Origin of the sequence: Pseudalkalibacillus sp. R45, assembly GCF_052246725.1 — a bacterium.
Taxonomy (GTDB): domain Bacteria; phylum Bacillota; class Bacilli; order Bacillales; family Fictibacillaceae; genus Pseudalkalibacillus.
The window spans coordinates 340,917-363,783 of sequence record NZ_JBQQCL010000001.1 but is presented as its reverse complement, the minus strand read 5'-3'; the positions used below and the strand labels follow the sequence as shown (position 1 = coordinate 363,783).

The following is a 22,867-nucleotide window of genomic DNA, read 5'->3' as shown; positions in this document are numbered from 1 at the left end:
GCAACTAAGGCTCAGCCTGCGCTAAGGCTAGGCTTGGCCAAGTTTTCTTTGTGTGGAACTAACTTTGATTACTCTAGATCTTCTTAGGGTCGTCGGTTTGGTGACCATGAAAACGCGGAAAATTGGACTTGATGTACTCAGCGAGGGTTCCTGAGTACATGAAAACACGGAAAATTGGATTTAATGTACTCAGCCAGGGTCCCTGAGTACATGAAAGCACAGAAAATTGAATTTGATGTGCTCAGCCAGGGTCCCTGAGTACATGAAAACGCAGAAAATTGGTTTTGATGTACTCAGCCAGGGTTTCTGAGTACATGAAAGCACAGAAAATTGGATTTGATGTACTCAGCGAGGGTTCCTGAGTACATGAAAACACGAAAAACCGATTGATCGTGCTGTTAACTGGAGCTTGCATGGAACGATTTCTCGCGGATATCTTTTTACGAGAAGAATCATACTAACTAATGATGATTTTAACGTATGAGGAGTGATCGAATTGAATCAAAATGGAAACCAACAAGAACAACAACCAGGCAGTCCTACAGAAGCTGCTTTAATGGATTACAAAGAAGGCTTAGGGATCTTCACTGAAAAAATGCCGGATCTTGCAAGAAAGTACAATGCATTTACTGAATCTTGTTTTAAAGCCGGCAAGTTGAGCAAAAAGGAAAAACAGTTGATTGCACTGGGCATCAGTATTTACTCCCAGGATGAGTATTGCATCATCTACCATACAAAAGGGTGTCTAGATCAAGGTTGCAGTGAACAGGAAATTTTAGAAGCGGTAGGTGTTTGTGCAGCATTCGGTGGTGGAGCAGCTATGAGTCAGTCTGTAACCCTCGTGCAAGAAGCGATTACGGATTTGAATCAGATGAAACACTAAGAACGAAACCGAGGAATATCGAGGAAATCAGATGTATGAGGGGCAATTATAGAAATAGGGACCCTAATGTGACACCACTCCTTCTTAAGGTTTCTTAGGAGAAATAATCATTCTATATCATATTTGGGGTTTTAGCTTCATATTGGTAGGGTATAGAGTGTAGTGAAAAAATAATTCATAAACTTGAAAGGATTGATTCATTATCCACCCTATTGACACTAACCATACTGGTGAAATGGAAAAGGCCATGCATCAGGCACATGGTATAGGTTATGCTGAGTATGATCGCAACCTAGAAGAACGATTAAAAATCGAACGTAAGAGAGAGCAGGAGTACAAAGTAAGTCAACAAATGCTCAACGAATTTACGGGTAAAGTCAATAAGTCTTAATGATGATCAACAATCAAGAAACACTGCAATAACAATAAACAAAGCGTATATATCAAGGACCTTATCGAATACTGATAAGGTCCTTTCGTTGCATTTAAAGAAAGTATAAAATACTTTCTTTAATATAAGCGCAGCTAAAGCTCAGCCTGCGCCAAAAGGCTTGGCTTTGCCAAGCTTTCTTTAGTTATCAGACCATTTTTCAGCCTCTGAAAAGAAGAAGTTGATTTCAATAAGAATGCTTTATTCTCAATTAGCATGTAAAAAAACTTATATTTTCAATATCTGTATTGAGAATTATTTTAATTTGTTATAAAATTAGAATGATGTTAAAGTAAAGTTGGCAACGCCGAGCAGAGAAGGCGACGGAAGAGCCATAGTTGACCTTATATCGAAGAAAATTGCAGTTTTCTTCAAGTGAAAATAGAAAAAATCACGATTATTTCATTTTTATGTTGTTTTTCGTTACAATGTAGAATGGAGTAGTGATTAGAAATATGAAATTGGAGGGTAATATTCATGACTGCACCAAATCTAAAGATTGAGAATCTACACGTTTCCATTGAAGGAAAAGAGATCATCAAAGGCCTAAGCCTTGAAATAAACGGTGGAGAAATCCATGCAGTAATGGGACCAAACGGAACAGGAAAATCAACATTAGCATCTGCACTAATGGGACACCCGAAGTATGAAATTACAGAGGGAACTGTCACATTGGACGGTAAAGATGTTCTTGAAATGGAAGTTGACGAACGAGCAAAAGCAGGTCTTTTCCTCGCGATGCAATATCCAAGTGAGATCAGCGGTGTCACGAACGCAGACTTCCTACGTTCCTCAATCAACGCTCGTCGTGAAGAAGGTAAAGAAATTTCATTGATGAAGTTCATCCGTAAAATGGACAGTAAAATGGAACTTCTTGATATGGATGAGTCTTTCTCACAGCGTTACTTGAACGAAGGGTTCTCTGGCGGGGAGAAAAAACGTAACGAAATTCTTCAACTATTGATGCTCGAGCCGAAGATCGCAATTCTTGACGAAATCGACTCTGGTCTTGATATCGATGCATTGAAGGTCGTTTCTAAGGGTGTCAATGATATGCGTAACCCTGAATTCGGCGGTTTGATCATTACGCACTATCAACGTCTATTGAACTACATCACACCAGATAAAGTTCACGTAATCATGCAAGGACGTATTGTGAAATCTGGTGGACCTGAGCTTGCTCAACGTCTTGAAGCAGAAGGGTATGACTGGATTAAAGATGAACTAGGAATTGAAGACGAAACTGTCGAAACAGAACAAGCATAGGCTTTGAAGGAGGATTTATATGTCAGTGGAAACGAACGAAACGAAGATTGCCTTCGATCAATCATATGTAAGCGACTTTTCCAAACAACGAGATGAACCAGAATGGCTGAAAAACCTTCGTCTTCGTGGATTGGAACTGGCTGAAAGCCTGCCGATGCCGAAGCCGGAGAAAACGAAAATCGACAACTGGAACTTCACAACTTTCCAACACGAAGTGAAGGCTGCGAAATTCGATAAGGCAGACGACTTTCCTGAACATATTTTAGAACTTATCGGGAAAGAAGATCGTACGGATAACTTCCTTATCCAACGAAACTCGACTCCTGCATTTCAACAGCTCTCACAAGAACTGAAAGACAAAGGGGTCATTTTTACAGATATCGCTACAGCAGTCCATGAGCACAGCGATCTTGTGGAAAAATACTTTATGAACAAAGTAGTTAAGATCGATGAGCATCGTTTGACTTCTTTGCATGCTGCACTTCTTAACGGTGGTGTTTTCGTATACGTTCCGAAAAACGTTGAAATCGATGTACCGTTACAGTCTGTTTTCTGGCAAGAGGATGCAGAAGCGTCATTGTTCAATCATGTTTTAGTCGTAGCTGAAGATAACAGTTCTGTCACGTATGTTGAAAACTACCTTTCTCATGGAACAGATGAAGAGTCTGTTGCCAACATCGTAGCAGAAGTATATGCTGGCCCAAATGCACGTGTTCAATTCGGAGCGGTAGATAACTTCTCTAAAGGAATGACAACCTATGTGAACCGTCGAGGACATGTTGAACGTGACGGAAAAATCGAATGGGCACTTGGTCAAATGAATGATGGCAATACGATTTCTGATAACACGACCAATCTGGTGGGTGATGGATCTGTAGCAGATACGAAGACCGTTTCCATCGGACGTGGAAATCAAAAGCAGAACTTCGTCATCCGTGTCAATCAGTGGGGTAAACAATCAGACGCACAACTGCTAGCGCACGCGGTCATGAAGGACAATGCAAGTTCCATCTTTAACGGAATTGCAAAAATCGAGCATGGAGCGACAAAAGCGAACAGTGAACAGACTGAACGTGTTCTGATGCTAAGTGAAAAAGCACGTGGAGATGCGAACCCGATCCTTCTCATCGACGAAGATGATGTTACCGCTGGTCACGCTGCATCAGTTGGACGCATGGATCCGATCCAAATGTTCTACTTGATGAGCCGTGGTATTTCCAAACAAGAAGCAGAACGTCTTGTTATCCACGGATTCCTTGCACCAGTCGTCAACCAATTACCTATCGAAGGTGTAAAGAAGATGTTAACTGGTGTAATCGAAGGGAAAGTCAATAAATGATTTCAAAAGAGATTCGCAAACAGTTCCCCATCCTTGATCAAGAAGTGAATGGGAAGCCACTCGTCTACCTGGATAGCGCAGCGACATCTCAAAAACCGATTTCGGTGATTGAAACACTTGACCATTATTATAAAAACGACAACTCGAACGTGCACCGTGGTGTGCATACGTTAGGGACACGGGCTACTGACGGCTATGAAGGTGCCCGCGAAAAAGTCCGACGCTTCATCAATGCTTCTTCAACTGACGAAATCGTGTTTGTCCGTGGTACAACGACAGCCATCAATACGATTGCTTCCAGCTATGGGAAAGCGAACGTCGGCGAAGGGGATGAAATCGTCATCACGCCAATGGAACACCACAGCAACATCATTCCGTGGCAGCAGCTGGCGAAAGCAACAGGCGCGACATTAAAATACATTCCTTTACAAGAGGATGGAACGATTGATTTAAGTGCTGTTGAAAATACAATTACAGAACATACTAAGATTGTATCGATCATGCACGTTTCAAATGTTCTAGGTACGATCAATCCGATCAAGGAAATCACAAAGATCGCTCATAAAAATGGAGCAGTCATGGTAGTGGATGGTGCTCAAGCAGCTCCGCACATGCATGTTGATGTCCGTGACTTAGATTGTGATTTCTACGCTTTCTCAGCCCATAAAATGTGCGGTCCGACCGGTATCGGTGTCATGTATGGCAAGAAAAAGCTATTAGAAAATATGGAGCCTGTCGAATTCGGTGGAGAGATGATTGACTTTGTCGGTTTGTATGAATCCACTTGGAAGGATCTTCCTTGGAAGTTTGAAGGCGGAACTCCGATCATTGCTGGAGCCATCGGGCTTGGTGCAGCAATTGATTTCTTAGAGCAAATCGGACGCAAAGAGATTGAGAAAATGGAGCATGAACTCGTAGACTATGCGATGGAACGTATGTCAGACGTTGAAGGGTTGAAGATATTCGGACCTCAACATCGAGCAGGACTGGTGACATTCAACATTGATGATGTGCATCCTCATGATGTAGCTACAGTATTGGATGCAGAAGGAATTGCTGTACGTGCGGGTCACCATTGTGCACAACCGTTGATGAAATGGTTGGATGTGACAGCAACTGCCAGAGCAAGCTTTTACATTTACAATACGAAAGAAGATGTTGATGCACTAGTAGATGGATTAAAGACTACAAAGGAGTATTTTGGTCATGTCTTCTAATTTGGATCAACTATATCGTCAGGTCATCATGGATCATTACAAGAACCCGCGTAACAAGGGAGAACTTGATGATGGTGCATTGACCTTCAACTTAAATAACCCGACATGTGGCGACCGGATCAAAGTGTCAATGGAAGTCGAAGATGGGAAAATCAATGAGGCCAAGTTTGACGGTGAAGGGTGCTCGATCAGCCTTGCCTCGGCATCAATGATGACCGAAACCATCAAAGGACTCCCTGTAGAAGATGCCCTTAAGCTGTCAAATATCTTTTCAGAAATGATGCTTGGAAAAGATTACGATGAAGGCGATTTGGATCTTGGAGATCTTGAGGCCCTTCAAGGCGTTTCAAAGTTTCCTGCACGTATTAAATGTGCGACACTTGCATGGAAAGCATTAGAAAAGGGAGTCAACCAAAAAGGAGAAGAGTAATACTCCTGCTTGGTTGTCAGAAGCACTCATCCGATTTACAATAGAAGTATGGAATGAATGACAAAGGTTTCGGTTTTTGTGTATGTATCCTTTAAGGAGGGATTAAACGATGGCTAAGAAAATGCCAGAGATCGGTGAATATAAATACGGTTTTAAAGATAAGGACGTCTCGATCTTCAGATCCAAGCGTGGATTGACGAAAGAAATCGTTGAAGAAATTTCACGTATGAAAGAAGAACCTAAATGGATGCTGGATTTCCGTTTAAAATCACTAGAACATTTCTATAGCGTGCCAATGCCTCAATGGGGCGGTAACTTGAAAGAATTGAACTTCGATGACATTACGTATTACGTAAAACCGTCTGAGAAGTCTGAGCGTTCATGGGATGAAGTACCTGAAGAAATCAAGCGTACGTTTGATAAGCTCGGTATCCCTGAAGCAGAACAAAAATATCTAGCGGGTGTATCTGCCCAATACGAATCTGAAGTTGTCTATCACAACATGCAGGAAGACCTTGAGGACATGGGGATTATTTTCAAGGACACAGATACAGCGCTTAAAGAAAACGAAGACCTCTTCAAAGAGCATTTTGGTAAAACAATACCACCGACAGACAACAAATTCGCAGCATTGAACTCTGCGGTATGGTCTGGTGGCTCGTTCATCTATGTGCCAAAAGGAATCAAGTGTGATACGCCATTACAAGCGTATTTCCGTATCAACTCTGAAAACATGGGGCAATTTGAGCGTACGTTGATCATTGCTGACGAAGATTCATCTGTACACTATGTTGAAGGTTGTACGGCACCTGTTTATACAACAAACTCCCTGCACAGCGCGGTTGTTGAAATCGTCGTCAAGAAAAACGCGTATTGCCGTTATACGACGATCCAAAACTGGGCGAACAACGTATTCAACCTGGTAACGAAGCGTGCAGTAGCAGAAGAAAATGCAACGATGGAATGGATTGATGGTAACATCGGTTCCAAATTGACGATGAAGTATCCAGCTGTCATCTTGAAAGGTGAGGGCGCTCGTGGAATGACACTATCGATCGCACTTGCTGGTAAAGGACAGCACCAGGATGCAGGAGCGAAAATGATCCACATGGCTCCGAACACATCTTCAACGATCGTTTCCAAGTCCATCTCTAAAGGTGGAGGTAAGGTAACGTATCGTGGTATCGTACACTTCGGACGTAAAGCATCTGGCGCACGATCGAATGTCGAGTGTGACACGTTGATCATGGATAACGAATCGACTTCTGATACAATTCCATACAACGAGATCCTGAACGAAAACATTTCACTCGAGCACGAGGCGAAAGTTTCGAAGGTATCCGAAGAGCAGCTCTTCTATCTTATGAGCCGCGGAATTTCAGAAGAAGAAGCGACAGAAATGATTGTAATGGGCTTCATCGAGCCATTTACGAAAGAACTTCCAATGGAATATGCAGTCGAAATGAACCGCCTGATCAAGTTCGAAATGGAAGGTTCAATCGGTTAACACCCTATAAACCTTGGTATAACAACGATTATACCGAGGTTTATTTTTTGGATTTTTGCGGCGTGCCGATTTTGTGCCGATTCAAATTTATAAAAAAAAATTAATGTCGTATGACGTTATTCAATACCTTGTATCTTTATTCATTCACACAAAAAATTCTCCACTATTGAAATCGCTCTACTCTAAGTACCTTACATTAAAAGACAGGCCTGTTTTACATGCTAACGGGTTCTCTTGAAGTACATACAGAATAATTCATACATCAAAACGCAGGCGATTTCACACAAGAAATCAAATGCGTCTTTTCTTGTTTTAAATGGAGTTTGATTGAAAAAGGCACACTTGAAATCACACCCCGATTCCAAGCGTAAGAAATAATTTATGTTTGGGGTGTGATTTGCTTTTTGATTTAGATGTTAATATCAAGAAACAATAGAAAAATATGTTAAAGTATAATATAAATGAAGGTTGATCGTTATTTAGCAAAAGGGCAGGATTGTGGAATAACAGACACTGGATTATCTCTGTTAATTAAAGAAAAATTAAGTTAGAATAGATCTAATATTAAGACAATTTGGTTAGTGGGGTGTGGGTATGATGGAAGGGTATTTTGGACGAGACAATTTATGGGTATATAGATGTTTTAACAATGTTGGATTCTTTGTTGCAAGACTTTCCAATTGGATATGTTTGCTACGCCTAAGTCTCCACCTTGTAGAAAACAGGGTATTGCAAAGAAGCCATTTGGTCTTAAAGCTTTCTTGATTAGACCTATGTAGTTCATTATACGGTGAGGAGCAATATGGCGAAAGCAACCTAAATCATAAACAACGTCATATGACCCTCTTCAATATCTAATTCAAAAATTTTATGAACAAAGGAGAACGGAAAATGAGAAAGCTCGTTCTATTTCTGCACGCATCACTTGACGGTTTTGTAGAAGGACCGAACGGTGAAATGGACATTGGCTGGGTTTCCTACGATGCTGATTTGGAGAAACACGCGAAAGAAATTCTGAGTACTGCCGACACTGTTATTTGGGGACGTGGGACTTATCAGATGATGTACAATTACTGGCCATCTGTGCCTTCGAACCCAACAGCTTCGCAGCATGAACGGGATCATGCTGAGTGGATCGAAAAGACATCCAAAATCGTTTTTTCCACGACGCTGGAGAAAGTCGAATGGAAAAATTCCAGACTGGTGAAAGAAGATGTCGAGAAAGAGATCAAGAACCTCAAACAGCAGCCAGGCAAGGATATGGTCATCCTCGGCAGTCCTAGGTTCGCACACTACCTTATGCAGCTTGATTTAATAGATGAGTATAAAATTACGGTTTCACCCGTCCTGATTGGCAACGGGTTGCCGTTATTCCAAGGTCTCAAGGAGAAGATCAATCTTAAACTTATCGAAAACAAGACATTTGATTCTGGAGCCATAGGCCTCGTTTACCAGACGGTTAGATAACCTTGTCTCCTAAAGTAGGTTACGCTAACCGGATTACGTTAACACAATAAAAGCAGCGGCAGTCTAGATCTTTCGAGTTCCTAGTCCGTCACTGCTTTTTTTACGAGTCAGTCTAATTCAGTTTGTCGGGTGATCATGTCGTTAAGATTGGATCTTCCACAAACGGGGGCACTTCCTGAATAAGCAACTGAATCCATGGATACTCATGAGTTGAGCAGGATAACTGAAGGAGGGTTTTTTGGTAACCAATAATACGAAGCCGGCTAAAGAAATGCCCTATTCAATATTGTATGATAAGTATGGGGATGAGAGAGGATTGCTGCCATTATGACAACTACTCTTAGAGGATTTAACGGGTTATGAGAACTATAAACTTTACGGTTTTGCCGCCACCAAAAGTATTAAGACGCGATATAGAATGCTTTCGGATAGCCTCGCATACGGGGAGTGAAGCACTTGATGTTAAAGTGTGTCCGAATGGTCTTCCTGGTATTGTGTTCCAGCTTTCTACCGATGGTTCAACTGCTATAGATAGTATTACGACCCGCTCGGCACAAGTCTCGAATATCCCCAAATTGTTTCTACATGGACAAGGTTCGGAACCTAGTGTTATGCACTTCAGAAACAAGCCGTACACGACAATACAAGTGGTCTTCAAGTCTCATGCGCTCTATACCTTGTTTGGTATGGATGCATCCTCGCTTAACCAAGGTTTTCTAATACCCGATCAATTTGGCGCAAAAGAGCTTGAGAAACAGCTTATAGCTACCAGAATAAATGCCGAGCGAATTACTATGGTCGGAGAATTCCTGATCACAAAGCTGGAGCAAACGGATAAAAGAGATGAACTCATTGAGCAAGCTTTGGGTTTTATTCGTTTGCACATTTCAACGGTCAAAGTGAAAGATTTATTATCGGCATTTCATATTTCGGAGCGTCAATTCCAGAAGCGCTTTGCCCGAGTCGTTGGTATGCCGCCCCAGTTGTACATTCGAGTAAAGCGAGTGAATGAGGCGCTACGGATGATGAATACGGTGCAATACGAACGATTTTCAGATATCGCTTATGCGCTTAACTATTACGATCAATCGCATTTTATCCGGGACATCAAAGCGTTTTCCTGGGTTACGCCGATAAGCATTTCGAGTAAGGTAAGAGAATTCCAAAGCGATGAGCCGGGTCATCGTATTTATAGCAATTATGACGGCTTTATACAATTTTATATCACTCTTTCCGATTATAATGGGTTTGTAAAAACATAAAGGAAGGAGCAATACGATGCGTAAAGTCAAAATGATTAACCGAGTTTCAATTGATGGTTATTTTGCCAGTCTCAACGAAATGACTGGAGGTATGGATTGGTTTGTCCTAGACAACGACGTCGATAAAACGACTCACGAGATGGTGAAGGCAGATACGCTCATAGTAGGCAAGAATACTTTTGAGTTATTCGAGGCTTCATGGCCGCCTGTTTTGCGAGACCCGAACGCCCCTAAAGAAATGAAGGCATTGGCACAAGAACTGACTGACATGAGAAAAATTGTCTTCTCGGAAACGATGAAGAAGTCTCATTGGGAGAACACTGAATTTTTTAGTGGCGATCTAACAGAAGTTGTGATAAAGCTTAAGCAAGAAGAAGGAACTGACATTCTCATCATGGGTAGCGGTACCGTCGTGCAGCAACTTACTAATGCTTGCCTAATAGATGAGTATGTGTTCATTATGACACCAGTCATCGCTAGCAGAGGAAAGCCACTATTTAAAGAGGTTGATCAAAATGAACTTACGTTTCTCAAAGCCAAGAGCTTTGTTTCTGGCAACGTACTGCTGCACTACGCTGCTGCTGAATAGTTCAAGGTATGCTGGTATATTCTCGCGTGTGGTAGCCGAGTATTAGGAAACAGACAATAACTTTGATTTCTGCATAAAGGATCGTCTACCAACTGTATTTATTCCACAAGGGGGCATTTCTAGAATAAGAAATGCGCTCTTTTATTATGTATAGGGCCAGATTGTTGAAGGTTTAAAGAGAAAATTTTAATCATATGGAAATTTTGTTAGCGGGATCCATACATAAGTTTTAGGCATGTTTGTCCAAACGAATTATGTAACTAAACCATAAAATAAAATATATATTTTTATACGAAAGGGGGTTCAGTATGGATTATAACTCCAAAGATCATCATTCCTGCATCTGTCGTGTGTTTAAAAAACTTCAACCACAACAATCATTAACAATTTTATTCAAAGGGGCATCTACACCAGTTTTGATTTCTTTTATTTCGTTCAATCGATCAACAGGGTGTGTTAAAGCATATGGTGCGGATGGTCGAACCATTATATTTAGTTGTAATGATGTAACAGCGGTAGGATTTCCCCCTTCTATCACTTGCAATGTCCTTTCCTATGTTGCAAATAATTCAGATGGTACCATTTCAGTGATCAATACTTCAACAAATATTGTCATCGATACTATAACCATTGGTAATCTGCCAACTGGTATAGCGATTGCACCCAATGGTACGCGAGTGTATGTTTCAACAGCCGGTAATGATTCGGTATCAGTGATCGATACTGCTAACAATATGGTGATTGATACGATCATGGTCGGAGATGGACCAGTAGAAGTAGCAGTCAATCCTAGTAGTACAAGAGTTTACGTAAGTAACAATAATGTAGATTCGGTTTCAGTTATTGATACAACCACAAATATGGTGATTGCCACCATCATGGTAGGGGATGGTCCACAAGGCATAACGTTTACACCAGATGGTACATTAGCCTATGTAGCAAATGCTAATGATGATACGGTTTCAGTGATTAATACCTCCACGAATGTTGTGGTCGACAGCATAATGGTCGGGGATGGGCCACAATTTATAGCTTTTACACCAGATGGAACACGCGCTTATGTCACTAATTTGATAGGTAATACCGTTTCAGTCATTGATACTACCACAAACATGGTTGTTGATACGATCACAGTAGGAAATAGACCGATCGGGATTGCAATCACACCAGATGGGACTAGAGCTTATGTCACCAATAATATGAATGATTCTGTATCTGTAATAAACACTTCCACGAACATGGTGATTGATACCTTCATGGTAGGGGATGGTCCACAAGAAGGAATAAGCTTCACGCCAGATGGGACTAGATTATATGTCTCGAATGGTAATGTAAATACCGTTTCAGTTATTAATCCAGACACAAATATGGTGATTGATACAATTACTGTTGGGAACCGTCCATTTGATTTAACCATAGGCACTGTGTGTCAATAATAATACAACTTTTGTCACTCGTTTAATAAAATAGCAATATAAACTTAGTGAAGAAATTCATTATCTGCATTATTATTTGATATATAGTAAGGGAGGAATGCAAAATGGCTGCTCGAATCAAGGTAATTGAATATGAAGAAGCAGAAGGGAAATTGAAGGAACTATATGAACGGTTTAATGGTCAAATGGCTAATATATTAAGAGTGCATTCTCTGAACCCTAAATCGTTAGAAACGCATTTGGAATATTATAAAGTGATCATGTTCGGAAAATCACCGTTGCCAAGAAAGTTACGTGAAATGATTGCGACAGTAGTTTCAGCAAGGAATGAATGTTTTTACTGAATGGAACATCATGGGGCGGCGCTCCATTTGTTGGTGAAAGACGAAAGATTTGTTGAACAGTTGAAGAAAGACTATAAACATACAAACATAACAGAAAAAGAAGAAGCTATTTTAGATTATGCTGTAAAGCTGACAAAGAAACCAAGCAGCGTTCAGGATGAAGATGTACAAAACTTGAGAGACAAAGGTTGTACCGATCAGGAAATCCTTGATGTATGCCAGATAACCTCCTATTTTAATTTTGTAAATCGTATGGCGGAAGGGCTTGGCGTACAACTTGAATAATTAAATACTAAAAAGAACTGACATATATTGTAAGTTCTTTTTGTTGAGTTAATCGTTTTTGCCTCCATTAATCGTTGAAAGGTTGTAAAAACCTCAAGGACCAGAAACAGGCACCTTACCTTACGATGGCGGAAGGTTAATATTTGCCTTGCTTACATTTGATAAAGACGTGTCAAAGCTTTCTTGTTGCGCAGGATGATGGTTTATTCCCCTTTTGTCGTATTCCATTAGGAGGATATTGAAGGATGGACATAACTGCATGGTTTGAATGGGAGCGTCAAAGGTAAATGATATAAGTGTATCTTAGTAACAACTAAACAAAATTCAATTATGTAAAGGAGTGAAAAAATTGAGTAAACCCATTGAAATTTCTAAAATCAAAGTTTTTCAGGATGAACGACCGAATCGACGTGCTTATATCGCTGATTTCGAACAGCCAGTCCAATACGGGGTCCACGGTGGTGTGAAAGAATTCTATAAGGCTGTTCCTGAAACAGAACACCCTTCAACCCTTGACCATATTGTATCTGCTGCAGGCGGTTGACTTACGGGTACACTTTCAGGTGCGCTGGAAGCGCGCCAAATACCAACCTTCCCAAATAAGTTACAAGGTCATTTTGAAGGTATTATCGAAGCTCCAGATGGGGTCTTGAAAATCACTAAAATACACTGTCACTATAAGCTTGAAATTCCAAAAGGAAAAAGAGAAAGCGCTGAACGGGCATTAGCCATTTTCGAAAAAGGCTGTCCGGTTGCACAAACCTTAAAAGGCTGTGTCCAATTCCAACATGAATGGGAAATCATCGAGTCAGAGTGATTTACCAATCTTCTTTTATATCGTTGGTCCAACCGTTAAAGAAATAAGTGGTTTGATTATCATTAAAGCAGTTGTATTTGACGCATACGGTACATTATTTGATGTGCATTCGGTCAGTAAAGAATGCATGCCAAGTGTGCCGACTTAGATAATGGTTATTTATAAAGCGACAAGAAGAGGACCTGGTTTCCAGGTCCTCTTCTTTCCGTCTTCTTTCCTTAACTACACATTTCAATATCAAATTTAGTCTAACTTTTTGATTTGTTATATGAAGCACGTGTTTTATAAATAATCTTGCGGATGCTTTCAATGGATAAGTTGAACTTTTGTTCCAAATCTTCAAATGACCAACCATCTTTATAGAATTGATAGATCTCTTTGTTTCGTCGAGCAAGTAATTGACGTGAACCGTTCATCTCTCCCCACCTAGCCCGCATATTATTCTTCTTGGGGATATAAATCAACTCACCTTGAATATGTTTTTGCACTTCTTTTAGCAAGCTAGGAGGGAACACCTCTTTCCCGTTTTTGTATTCCAAAATTGACGTCCTCCTTATAGGTAGGGTGTACGTGAATATACAATTTCACAATTTTCATCGCTTTGTGCATCTCCTTTCACTTGTAATTGAATATAAGAATTACAAAAATGTAACGTAATTACATTTATTTCTAGTATAAGTGGGTTTTAAGTTTATTTAAAGTCGAAATTTTCGAAATATTAAAGGGCCGCGAATAGCGGCCCTGTACTATGAGGTTTCCGACTAAGCGGAAACCACCTCAATTTTTGTGATCAACTTCAATCAGCCTCCTTTCGCATTATTTTCGGATCCGATACTTCTATTTACGCATACAATCAGCAATACATACAAGTGACGAAATAATTATAGTTGTTTTTTACCTAAATGAATTCCTTATTGTTTGTTGAAAAAGCTAATTAGGATAGATGGTTTAATTTGCTGGGTAGGGTTTTCAAAATTATTCCTCGCCATATATCCATTCTTTTTTTAGGCGGTCGAATTCACCGTGTAGCTCCATTTCTTCCATCCAGAGGTTTACCCAGCTTTGGAAGGTCGGATCGTTTCGGTGCATAAGATAGCCTTTTTGGCTTTTCGTAAATGTGTTATCGGTCAGGGCAGCATATAGTCTTTCGTCTTTACTTGCATAGTAAATCGCTTCAACTCTGTCGGTGATCATGACATCGACTTCGCCTTTTGCGACCATTGGAGGGATATCAAGGTTGTTTTCAATGACGACCACATTCGCTTGTTTGATATTGGCATCCACAAACTTTTGGTTCGTTCCGCCTGGGTTCACACCAATTGTTACATCAGGCTGATCGATATCCTCTAAGCTTTGGAAACGTTCTTTATCTTCCTCATGGATCAATGGTGATTTTCCATCGTCTAGATAAGGATGGCTCAAGTGAGCTGTTTTTTGGCGATCGGTATTTCGACTGATTCCACCGACAGCGATATCAAACTTGTCATCTAGAAGATCCTCCATTAATGTCGGCCAGGAGGTTCGAACAAACTCAACGTCTACTCCCAAATCTTTAGCCATCATTTTGGCAGCATCGATATCAAGACCTTCATATTCGTTTGTTTCCTCGTTAAAGTATGTGAATGGTTTATAATCACCAGTGGTTCCTACCCGTATGACTCCCTTTTTCTGAATCCGATCCAGTCTCGACTGCATGACAAATTTGTTTTTACTTTTATGTATGTCTGATCCTGATGCCTGAGCAGCCTGTTCTACTGGGATATAGGATTTACCATTCACATCCAAGGTTGCGATCGTCTGACCATTCCATTCAAGCAGATCGCCTTTTTTCGCCTCCGCGAGCGAAAAATTCAATCCAGAAACTAAAAGTACACCCGTCAAAACAACAATCAAAATTTTACTCCATGAATACTTCAAAGTTTTCCCTCCTATTCAAATGATTGAAGCCTAGTATATGGAGATTTAAACCGTTAATCAAACAATTAGTCTGAAAATTCTAATAAACGGTTCTTTAGTAACAAGCAATTAATTTTATGTATAAATGAATAGTGAATAAGTCATCAGAATTCCCAGAAAGAATGTCTAAATTATCAAGTTAGATCGTGATAACTCTATAAAGTGTGTAAAAAAGTGAATCGATTATCAATATTTTAAATTATGTGAATATTCATTGACTCAGTAGACAAACTAGTATATTCTATCCATAGACATTATGGAATTGAGGGGATTTTATGGTAAAAAGAAAAGGGGTAATTTTATTCGCAGTTTTCGCTCTGATGATGGGAGTTATCGTAGGATGCAGTTCGGAAACTGAAGGAAACGTCAGTGATGGCGAAAATGAAAGCGTAACCATTAAAGTGGGACATATCGCTCCTGATGAGCATTCTTATACAAAAGGACTCGAACAGTTTGCGAAAGCAGTTGAAAAAGAAACAGATGGAAAAGTTAAATTCGAAATCTATGGCGGCGGTCAGCTTGGCGGAGAACGTGAAGTCGTGGAACAGGTTCAGTTGGGTACCCTTGATATGACACTCGTAACTGCAGGTCCTGTCGGAAATTTCGTAGACAAATTCTCAGTGCTGGAAATGCCGTTCTTGTTCAGAGATATCGATCATGTATATAAGACATTAGATGGTGAGATCGGGAAAGAACTGATGGATTTGATTGATGAACAAGGGTTCAAGACATTAGGCCTTTGGGAAAATGGCTTCAGACATTTGACCACTAAAGAACAGCAGATCAAGTCACCAGATGACACAAAAGGGCTGAAGATGCGTACGGTTGAGAACGACATATATGTGGGAACGTACCAATCTATAGGAGCAGATGCTACACCAATCGCTTTCCCAGAAGTGTATACTTCCCTACAGCAAGGGGTTGTAGATGGAATGGATGTCAGCTATGGTGTTATGCATTCAACAAAAATGTATGAAGTTCAAGAAAATTTGAGTGAAGTAGGAATTTACTATGCTTCAGCACCATTGCTAATTAACCAGGCGAAATTCGAATCGCTCTCGGAAGATGTTCAGAAAGTGCTAGTTGAAAAAGGAAATGAATTCACAGATATCCAAAGAAAGATCAATCAAGACATGGAAGATGAACAAAAGAAGGATCTAAAGGATAAAGGCATCGAAATCGTCGAGAAGAGCGATGTCGATATTGAAGCATTCGAAAAAGCTGTTGAACCTGTTTATCAGAAAAATGAAGATCGTTTTGGAGATTTAGTAGAAAGAATCCGCTCAATTAAATAATCGGATTCATGCGATAGAATACACGGGACAAAGAAAGTGTGGAAAACGCGCTTTCTTTGTTTTTATAAGGAGTCATGAAACATGTGGAAGTCGATGTTACATAGAGTCAACAGAGCAACTGAAAATGTAGCAGCTTTATTTCTATTTATAATGGTTTTGCTTGTCTTTTTAAAGGTAGTGACAAGGGTACTGATCCAATCATCCTTTCCGTGGACAGAAGAATTGTCACGCTACTTCATGATTTGGATCACTTTTCTAGGGGCTTCAATTGCTTTTAAATATGCAGCTCATATAGGTGTCGACTTTATTGTTGATAAACTACCGAGTGGATTAAAGGTGGTTTTTCAGGTAATTGCGGCAGCAGCATGTCTGATTTTCTTTGTCCTGTTAATCGTTAAAGGATATGAGTTGATTGGAAGATCGATGATCCAAAAGTCACCGGCTTTGAACCTGCCGATGGGCTATGTGTATGCAGTTATCCCAATAAGCGGAATCTTGATGTCAATCAATCTAGTGGATTCGACCATTAAGAGAGTACGAATGAGATAAACAGAAAGAAGTGAACGAACTTGGCAATCTTATTGTTTACAATACTGATCGGATTAATTATTATAAACGTCCCGATTGCAATCGCGCTCGGACTGGCATCAGTGGTAGTCCTTTACCTTGCAACTGGTATGCCGCTTATTATTTTACCGCAAAAAATGTTTGCCTCATTAGATTCTTTTCCTCTGATGGCGGCTCCATTTTTCATTTTAGCTGGAAAACTCATGGAGCATGGTGGGATCTCTGAAAGACTGATTGAGTTTGCGAAGAGTCTTGTCGGCCAATTAAAGGGAGGACTCGCCCATGTCTCCATCGTTGCTTGTGTGTTTTTTGCGGCTATTTCAGGGTCTGCAACAGCAACGACTGCAGCCGTCGGAGGGATTTTGATTCCTGCAATGGTGAAGGCGGGGTATGACCGTAATTTTTCAACGGCTGTCCAAGCTGTTGGTGGTACAACTGGCATCATCATTCCGCCAAGTGTCCCATTGGTCTTGTACGGAGTCTCAGCAAGTGCGTCAGTCAGCAGTCTTTTTATCGCTGGTATTTTGCCAGGAATTCTGATTGGCGTTTCCTTGATGATAGTAGCTTATATCATCTCCATCATAAAAGGATATGGAGCAAATGCAGAAGGATTCAGCGTAAGAAAAATAGGAGGTACGTTTAAAAATGCCCTTTTAGCACTGTTGATGCCTGTCATCATCCTGGGTGGAATATACGGTGGTATCTTCACACCAACTGAAGCCTCCGTTGTCGCTGTTGTTTATGGCCTGGTCATCGGAATTTTTGTTTACAAACAAATTACTTGGAGCAAGTTGAGGGAAATTCTTGTTTCCTCTGTCGTGATTACCTCCACGATCTTATTCATCATCGGGACAGCATCATTATTCGGAATGGTGTTGACGAGAGAAAGGGTTCCACAAAATATTGCTGAAATGTTCATGGCATCAGATTTATCACCAATTATGATTTTGCTTCTCGTTAATTTGTTTCTTTTGCTCGTCGGCACATTCATGGAAACCATCGCGGCAATCATTATCCTTACACCGATTTTGTTACCTGTCATGACGAGTATCGGTGTAGATCCGATTCATTTTGGTATCATCATGGTTGCGAACCTGGCGATTGGATTGGTGACACCACCTGTTGGTATAGCCCTGTTTGTTGGTGCACAGATTGGAAAGACAAAATTTGAACCGCTTGTTAAAGCTGTTCTTCCATTCCTGATCATGATGCTTGTCGATATCCTGCTTATCACTTTCATTCCTCAATTAACACTTGTCGATTTTGTCACACCATAAGTGCAAGACAGTTTGTAGAAAAATCAGCCTAGAGAAAACATAAAGTTTCAAATTGGAAAAGAGTTCTTCAGAGAAATGTCGGGAGGATTCTTTTCCAAATTAGTGATGAAAACGGAGGTTGATTTTATGGAGCATTCTATCTTAAGTACTTTTCCTACAGAAGTGAGCAAAAAATTCCCACAAAAAACGGCACTCTATTTTTATGGAAAAGAAATATCATATGAAGAGTTTAATAGCATGGTTGGAAGGTTGGCAAAAGGTTTAGAGGAGAAGTTCGGAGTAAAATCTGGTGATGTCCTTGCCATTCAAATTACCAATACAGTCGAATACGTCTATGTCTTATTTGCATGTTGGAGATTGGGAGCATCGCTGACTCCAATCAATCCTTCATTGAAAGCGGAAGAGATCAGATACCAACTGGAGCATTCGCGAGCAAAATGCTACTTTTACCAGGATGACATCGAGCAAAAAGCAGAAGAAGCTGTAGAGAGCATAAAAGGGGAGATTGTGTCCATCCGGATAAGTCAATCTCCTGCGATTACCAAGGGTGATTGGAATCTACCAGATGTTTTCTCAAATAACGGATTAGACATGAGAAACGTTGCACACGAAGAGGCCGGCTTGATCATTTATACCTCTGGGACAACAGGTAAACCAAAAGGTGTGCTATTAACCCATTCGAATATTATTGAAATGAGCAAAATGTCGATAAAATCATTCGATCTTACAGCAAATGACCGCTCTTTCTTAATATTACCGCTTTTCCATGTGAACGCCATTATATTTACCTTGACATCCGTGTTGATGCAAGGGGGTAGTGTCATCATCCGGAAGAAGTTTGTTTCCGACGAATTCTTGCCTGCAGTTGATCGATATAAACCCACTTTCACTTCAGGTGTACCGACGGTCTATCGTTATCTAGCAGACTTGCCGGAAGGAATTGAGCATCAATATGATATGTCATCCATGCGGTTTGGTATTTGTGGTGCTGCTCCTGTTTCAATTAGTCTGTTTGAACAGTTCGAGTCTCGTTTCCCATTTAAGCTTATCGAAGGCTGGGGGCTTTCAGAAGGAACATGTGCATCCACGTTGAACCCACTTGATGGTAAAAGGAAGGTTGGTTCAATCGGGATACCGTTGGATAAACAATCCCTGAAGGTCGTTGATGAATCAGGTGAGACGTTGCCGACTGGTGAGTATGGTGAACTGATGGTTAAAGGACCGAATGTTATGAAAGGTTACTTCCGAAATGAAGACGAAACAAGGAAAGTTTTGAAGGAAGGCTGGTTATCTACAGGAGATATCGGTTATCAGGATGAGGATGGTTACTTTTACATAGTCGATCGGAAAAAGGACATGGTCATCAGGGGAGGAATGAACATCTATCCCAAACAAATCGAAGAGGTGATCTTCCAGCTGTCAGACGTTTTAGAGACAGCTGTAATAGGAATTCCTGATGATGTGTATGGTGAGGAAGTAGTCGCTTATGTGGCCCTCAAGGAAGGTTCTATTTTGACATCGGATTTGATTATTAAACATTGTCAGAGAAAAATGGCGAATTACAGATGTCCGAAAGAAGTACACATTATCGATGAAATACCTAAAAATTCAGTAGGGAAAGTGACCAAAGGCGTACTTCGATCTTTGCATTCACCATCCTTGAAACGTTAAGAAGAAAGGATGCATATTCAATGAATAAAAAAGAAATAAAGTACGGTCTTATATTGGATGCTGCAAAAAGTGTCTTTGCTGAAATGGGCTACCACAAAGCGTCGGTGTCAAGAATTGCAAAGAAGGCGGGTATCGGCGATGGGACAGTCTATCTGTATTTTTCCAATAAAGAAGATGTGTTAAAAAAGCTGTTCCATAATACGATTTACAACGAATTTTCCCCAAATGTAGAGAGCTTGATGGAAGGCATCGAGGACCCACGGGTGAAATTATATGAACTTGTCCGTAATCATCTTCATTATTTTGGGAATGACTATGCGCTTTCAAAAGTCATCCAGATTGAGGCAAGGCAATCCAGTTCAGAAATTAGAGAAGCGATGAAAGCGGGAATCAAACGTTATTTCCTATTGATTGAATCGATAATTGAAGATGGCCAAAAGAAGGATGTTTACCGGAAGGATATTTCTAAAAAGACGGCTAGACAGGTTATTTTCGGCTCCTTGGATGAGGTTGTTACGTGCTGGGTGCTTTCAAGCAAGTCTTATCTATTAAGTTCCAAAGTGGATGAAGTATATCGGATTCTCCTGACGGCTATCTATAATTTCTCTTTTATTGAAAACTTGCCATGGACCTTGCAACCTAAGCAATTCTCAGAAACACAAGTGGAGGATATAAAATGAAGGAAGTTGTTATCGTAAATGCAACACGTACCCCAATAGGAAAGCTGAATGGAACCCTAAAAGATGTCTCAGCAAAAGATCTTGCAAAGGCAGTAATGAAATCAACTCAGGCAACAACAGAATTAGATCTCTCTTATCTCGATGAAATCATAGTAGGAAATGTGGATGCTCCGTCCAATACTCCGAACATTGGACGGATCGCTGCACTTGAACTAGGCTGGCCAAAAGAAATCCCTTCCTATATGGTTGGGCAAAATTGTGCATCAAGCCTTCAGGCATTGATGAATGGTATACAATCCATCCAATCTGGCAATGCTCAGGTAAATCTAATAGTAGGTACGGAAAATATGAGTCAAATCCCTTATGTATTAAGGGGAGCAAGAGAAGGGTATAAAATGGGGAATCGCCTAATGACGGATAGTTTACTTGAAATGTTGGTAGACCCCGTTGAAAAGATTTCGATGGGTGAGACCGCAGAAATATTAGCAGAGGAGTTTAAGATAAGTCGCACGAAACAAGACGAGTATGCGTTGGAAAGTAATAAAAGAGCATGGATCGCAAGAGATGAAAGTATAGTCGAGCAAGAACTCACACCCATAGCAGTGAAAGATAAGAATGGATTAGAAAAGGAGATCAAACAAGATGAGTTGTTCTCCCGTGATCTTACACTTGAACAGCTTTCAAAATTGAGACCAGCTTTTAGAAGGAACGGAACTGTTACTCCTGGAAACGCTTGTGGTATGAATGATGGAGCAGCCGCAGTTTTATTGATGAGCAAAGAAAAGGCAGAAGAACTTGGTTATCGACCATTAGCAATAATAAGATCGTTTGCTTCTGTAGGGGTGGAACCTAAACGAATGGGATTAGGTCCTGTTAAAGCGATCCCTAAGGCATTAGAGAATGGGCAATTAGGCATAGGAGACATCGATTTATTTGAAGTAAACGAAGCTTTTGCCGTTCAAACGTTAGCATGTGTTCAGGAGTTAGGTATATCACAGGACAAGCTTAATCCCATGGGTGGAGCGATTGCACTAGGTCACCCTGTGGGGGCGACAGGAGTACGACTTATGGTCACCTTATTAAATGGACTTCGTACATATGACAAGAGGTATGGTGTAGCATCATTATGTGTAGGTGGAGGATTAGGCGGGGCAGTCGTTATAGAAAGGGTCTAGCAGAAGTTGATGTAGATTGGTTTAGAAAAAATTCTTGAAGCGAAATTTGCGACACGAGGTGGAAGAGAATAATAAATCTGGAGGAATAGACATGGCTGGGAGATTTGAAGGGAAAACCGTTTTTATAACGGGGGGCTGCCGTGGAATTGGAAAAGAAATAGGACTACAGTTTGCGGCTGAAGGAGCAAAAGTTGCAATAATAGATGTGAATGAAAAAGCATTAGAGGAAACAGTTACGAAATATAATGAAAAAGGGTATGACATTTATACGAAAGTGGTTAATGTTATTGAAGCCGCAAGAAGTAGAAGAAGCAATGAAAGAAGTTTCGGATCGATATGGAACAGTAGATATACTTGTCAATAATGCTGGTATCGTTCGTGATAATATGTTATACAAAATGACGGATTTAGATTGGACAACTGTGATCAATGTCCATTTGCGAGGTTCTTTCAATGCTGCTCGTGCAGCCCAGAAATATATGGTCAAAAATCAATATGGACGTATTATCAACATTTCTTCGACTTCTGCACTCGGGAACCGAGGTCAAGCGAATTACGCAACCGCTAAAGCAGGTTTGTTAGGTTTTACGAAAACGTTGGCGATTGAATTAGGAAAATTCGGTATCACAGTAAATGCTGTCGCACCTGGTTTCATCGAAACAGAAATGACAAAAGAAACTGCAGAACGACTAGGTATTCGTTTTGAACAATTTGTAGAAGCTAGTGTTGAGCGTATACCTGTAGGTCGTGTAGGAAAACCAGAGGATATCGCAAATGCTGTAACGTTTTTTGCAGATGAAAGATCTTCTTTTGTGAATGGTCAGGTGTTGTTTGTAGCTGGTGGACCAAAGAATTAATTCATATATTTTAGAATATAAAAAATGAGTGTGATTATCCATAAGCTGTAAATATCAATCAAAGACGTGCATGCACAGTTTCCAGAATTTTAAGATACAGGAAAGATTTCATTTAAT

At 40.4% G+C, this 22,867-nt stretch carries 22 protein-coding genes and 2 pseudogenes; 22 read left to right on the top strand and 2 right to left on the bottom strand.

The genetic code is table 11. The features are described 5' to 3' along the window. Positions 1-556: 556 nt before the first annotated feature. The 15 genes and pseudogenes from ACTWQL_RS01905 to ACTWQL_RS01835 all read left to right on the top strand — a co-directional run. Complete coding sequence (locus ACTWQL_RS01905; RefSeq protein WP_443141444.1) at positions 557-883, top strand: carboxymuconolactone decarboxylase family protein; 327 nt, start codon at positions 557-559, stop codon at positions 881-883. 235 nt (positions 884-1,118) lie between these two features. Beyond that, a complete protein-coding gene (locus ACTWQL_RS01900) occupies positions 1,119-1,274 on the top strand; it encodes a hypothetical protein (RefSeq protein ID WP_443140736.1) in 156 nt (51 codons plus the stop codon). Positions 1,275-1,790: 516 nt separating this feature from the next. After that, the gene (sufC, locus tag ACTWQL_RS01895) at positions 1,791-2,579 is read left to right on the top strand and encodes a Fe-S cluster assembly ATPase SufC (RefSeq protein ID WP_443140735.1); all 789 of its coding nucleotides are present in this window, start codon (positions 1,791-1,793) and stop codon (positions 2,577-2,579) included. Between the two features lie 19 nt (positions 2,580-2,598). After that, positions 2,599-3,918: a Fe-S cluster assembly protein SufD gene (sufD, locus tag ACTWQL_RS01890; protein ID WP_443140734.1), complete on the top strand. Its 1,320-nt coding sequence runs from the start codon at positions 2,599-2,601 to the stop codon at positions 3,916-3,918. After that, positions 3,915-5,135: a cysteine desulfurase gene (locus ACTWQL_RS01885; protein ID WP_443140733.1), complete on the top strand. Its 1,221-nt coding sequence runs from the start codon at positions 3,915-3,917 to the stop codon at positions 5,133-5,135. Before sufD ends, ACTWQL_RS01885 begins: the two co-directional genes overlap by 4 nt. Then, positions 5,125-5,565 carry a Fe-S cluster assembly sulfur transfer protein SufU gene (gene sufU / locus ACTWQL_RS01880; protein ID WP_443140732.1) on the top strand — a complete coding sequence of 147 codons (441 nt, stop codon included), beginning with the start codon at positions 5,125-5,127 and terminating at the stop codon, positions 5,563-5,565. Before ACTWQL_RS01885 ends, sufU begins: the two co-directional genes overlap by 11 nt. A 109-nt stretch (positions 5,566-5,674) precedes the next feature. Continuing rightward, a complete protein-coding gene (gene sufB, locus ACTWQL_RS01875) occupies positions 5,675-7,072 on the top strand; it encodes a Fe-S cluster assembly protein SufB (protein ID WP_443140731.1) in 1,398 nt (465 codons plus the stop codon). A gap of 891 nt (positions 7,073-7,963) precedes the next feature. Further along, entirely contained in the window at positions 7,964-8,539 is a 576-nt protein-coding gene (locus ACTWQL_RS01870) for a dihydrofolate reductase family protein (protein WP_443140730.1), read from the top strand. Positions 8,540-8,898: 359 nt separating this feature from the next. After that, positions 8,899-9,801 (top strand): helix-turn-helix domain-containing protein, encoded by a 903-nt coding sequence (locus ACTWQL_RS01865; RefSeq protein WP_443140729.1) that lies wholly within the window; start codon positions 8,899-8,901, stop codon positions 9,799-9,801. Positions 9,802-9,817: 16 nt separating this feature from the next. Beyond that, the gene (locus tag ACTWQL_RS01860; protein ID WP_443140728.1) at positions 9,818-10,390 is read left to right on the top strand and encodes a dihydrofolate reductase family protein; all 573 of its coding nucleotides are present in this window, start codon (positions 9,818-9,820) and stop codon (positions 10,388-10,390) included. A 308-nt stretch (positions 10,391-10,698) separates the two neighbouring features. Further along, positions 10,699-11,826 (top strand): beta-propeller fold lactonase family protein, encoded by a 1,128-nt coding sequence (locus ACTWQL_RS01855; RefSeq protein ID WP_443140727.1) that lies wholly within the window; start codon positions 10,699-10,701, stop codon positions 11,824-11,826. A gap of 104 nt (positions 11,827-11,930) precedes the next feature. After that, positions 11,931-12,170, top strand: a complete 240-nt coding sequence (locus ACTWQL_RS01850; RefSeq protein ID WP_443140726.1) for a peroxidase — start codon at positions 11,931-11,933, stop codon at positions 12,168-12,170. Then, entirely contained in the window at positions 12,171-12,455 is a 285-nt protein-coding gene (locus ACTWQL_RS01845; RefSeq protein WP_443140725.1) for a carboxymuconolactone decarboxylase family protein, read from the top strand. It abuts the gene before it with no gap. A 340-nt stretch (positions 12,456-12,795) separates the two neighbouring features. Beyond that, positions 12,796-12,999 (top strand): hypothetical protein, encoded by a 204-nt coding sequence (locus ACTWQL_RS01840; protein WP_443140724.1) that lies wholly within the window; start codon positions 12,796-12,798, stop codon positions 12,997-12,999. Positions 13,000-13,020: 21 nt separating this feature from the next. Continuing rightward, positions 13,021-13,272 (top strand): annotated as a pseudogene (locus ACTWQL_RS01835) (OsmC family protein); the annotation flags it as partial. Between the two features lie 248 nt (positions 13,273-13,520). Here ACTWQL_RS01835 and ACTWQL_RS01830 read toward each other — a convergent pair. Further along, positions 13,521-13,811: a CD3324 family protein gene (locus ACTWQL_RS01830; RefSeq protein ID WP_443140723.1), complete on the bottom strand. Its 291-nt coding sequence runs from the start codon at positions 13,809-13,811 to the stop codon at positions 13,521-13,523. Positions 13,812-14,247: 436 nt separating this feature from the next. Next, positions 14,248-15,189: a transporter substrate-binding domain-containing protein gene (locus ACTWQL_RS01825; RefSeq protein ID WP_443140722.1), complete on the bottom strand. Its 942-nt coding sequence runs from the start codon at positions 15,187-15,189 to the stop codon at positions 14,248-14,250. Between the two features lie 314 nt (positions 15,190-15,503). On the opposite strand from ACTWQL_RS01825, the gene dctP reads away from it, so the two are divergent. The 7 genes and pseudogenes from dctP to fabG all read left to right on the top strand — a co-directional run bounded on the left by dctP (position 15,504) and on the right by fabG (position 22,750). After that, positions 15,504-16,523, top strand: a complete 1,020-nt coding sequence (dctP, locus tag ACTWQL_RS01820; protein WP_443140721.1) for a TRAP transporter substrate-binding protein DctP — start codon at positions 15,504-15,506, stop codon at positions 16,521-16,523. 81 nt (positions 16,524-16,604) lie between these two features. Beyond that, positions 16,605-17,072 (top strand): TRAP transporter small permease, encoded by a 468-nt coding sequence (locus ACTWQL_RS01815; protein ID WP_443140720.1) that lies wholly within the window; start codon positions 16,605-16,607, stop codon positions 17,070-17,072. A gap of 20 nt (positions 17,073-17,092) precedes the next feature. After that, on the top strand, positions 17,093-18,367 hold the full coding sequence (locus ACTWQL_RS01810; protein WP_443140719.1) for a TRAP transporter large permease: 1,275 nt from the start codon (positions 17,093-17,095) through the stop codon (positions 18,365-18,367). A 126-nt stretch (positions 18,368-18,493) separates the two neighbouring features. Next, positions 18,494-20,038, top strand: coding sequence for a class I adenylate-forming enzyme family protein (locus tag ACTWQL_RS01805; RefSeq protein WP_443140718.1), 1,545 nt, complete (start codon positions 18,494-18,496; stop codon positions 20,036-20,038). Positions 20,039-20,058: 20 nt separating this feature from the next. Further along, the gene (locus tag ACTWQL_RS01800; RefSeq protein WP_443140717.1) at positions 20,059-20,718 is read left to right on the top strand and encodes a TetR/AcrR family transcriptional regulator; all 660 of its coding nucleotides are present in this window, start codon (positions 20,059-20,061) and stop codon (positions 20,716-20,718) included. Further along, on the top strand, positions 20,715-21,893 hold the full coding sequence (locus tag ACTWQL_RS01795) for a thiolase family protein (RefSeq protein ID WP_443140716.1): 1,179 nt from the start codon (positions 20,715-20,717) through the stop codon (positions 21,891-21,893). Before ACTWQL_RS01800 ends, ACTWQL_RS01795 begins: the two co-directional genes overlap by 4 nt. A gap of 91 nt (positions 21,894-21,984) precedes the next feature. Next, positions 21,985-22,750: pseudogene (fabG, locus tag ACTWQL_RS01790) on the top strand (3-oxoacyl-ACP reductase FabG). The last annotated feature ends 117 nt before the right edge of the window (positions 22,751-22,867 follow it).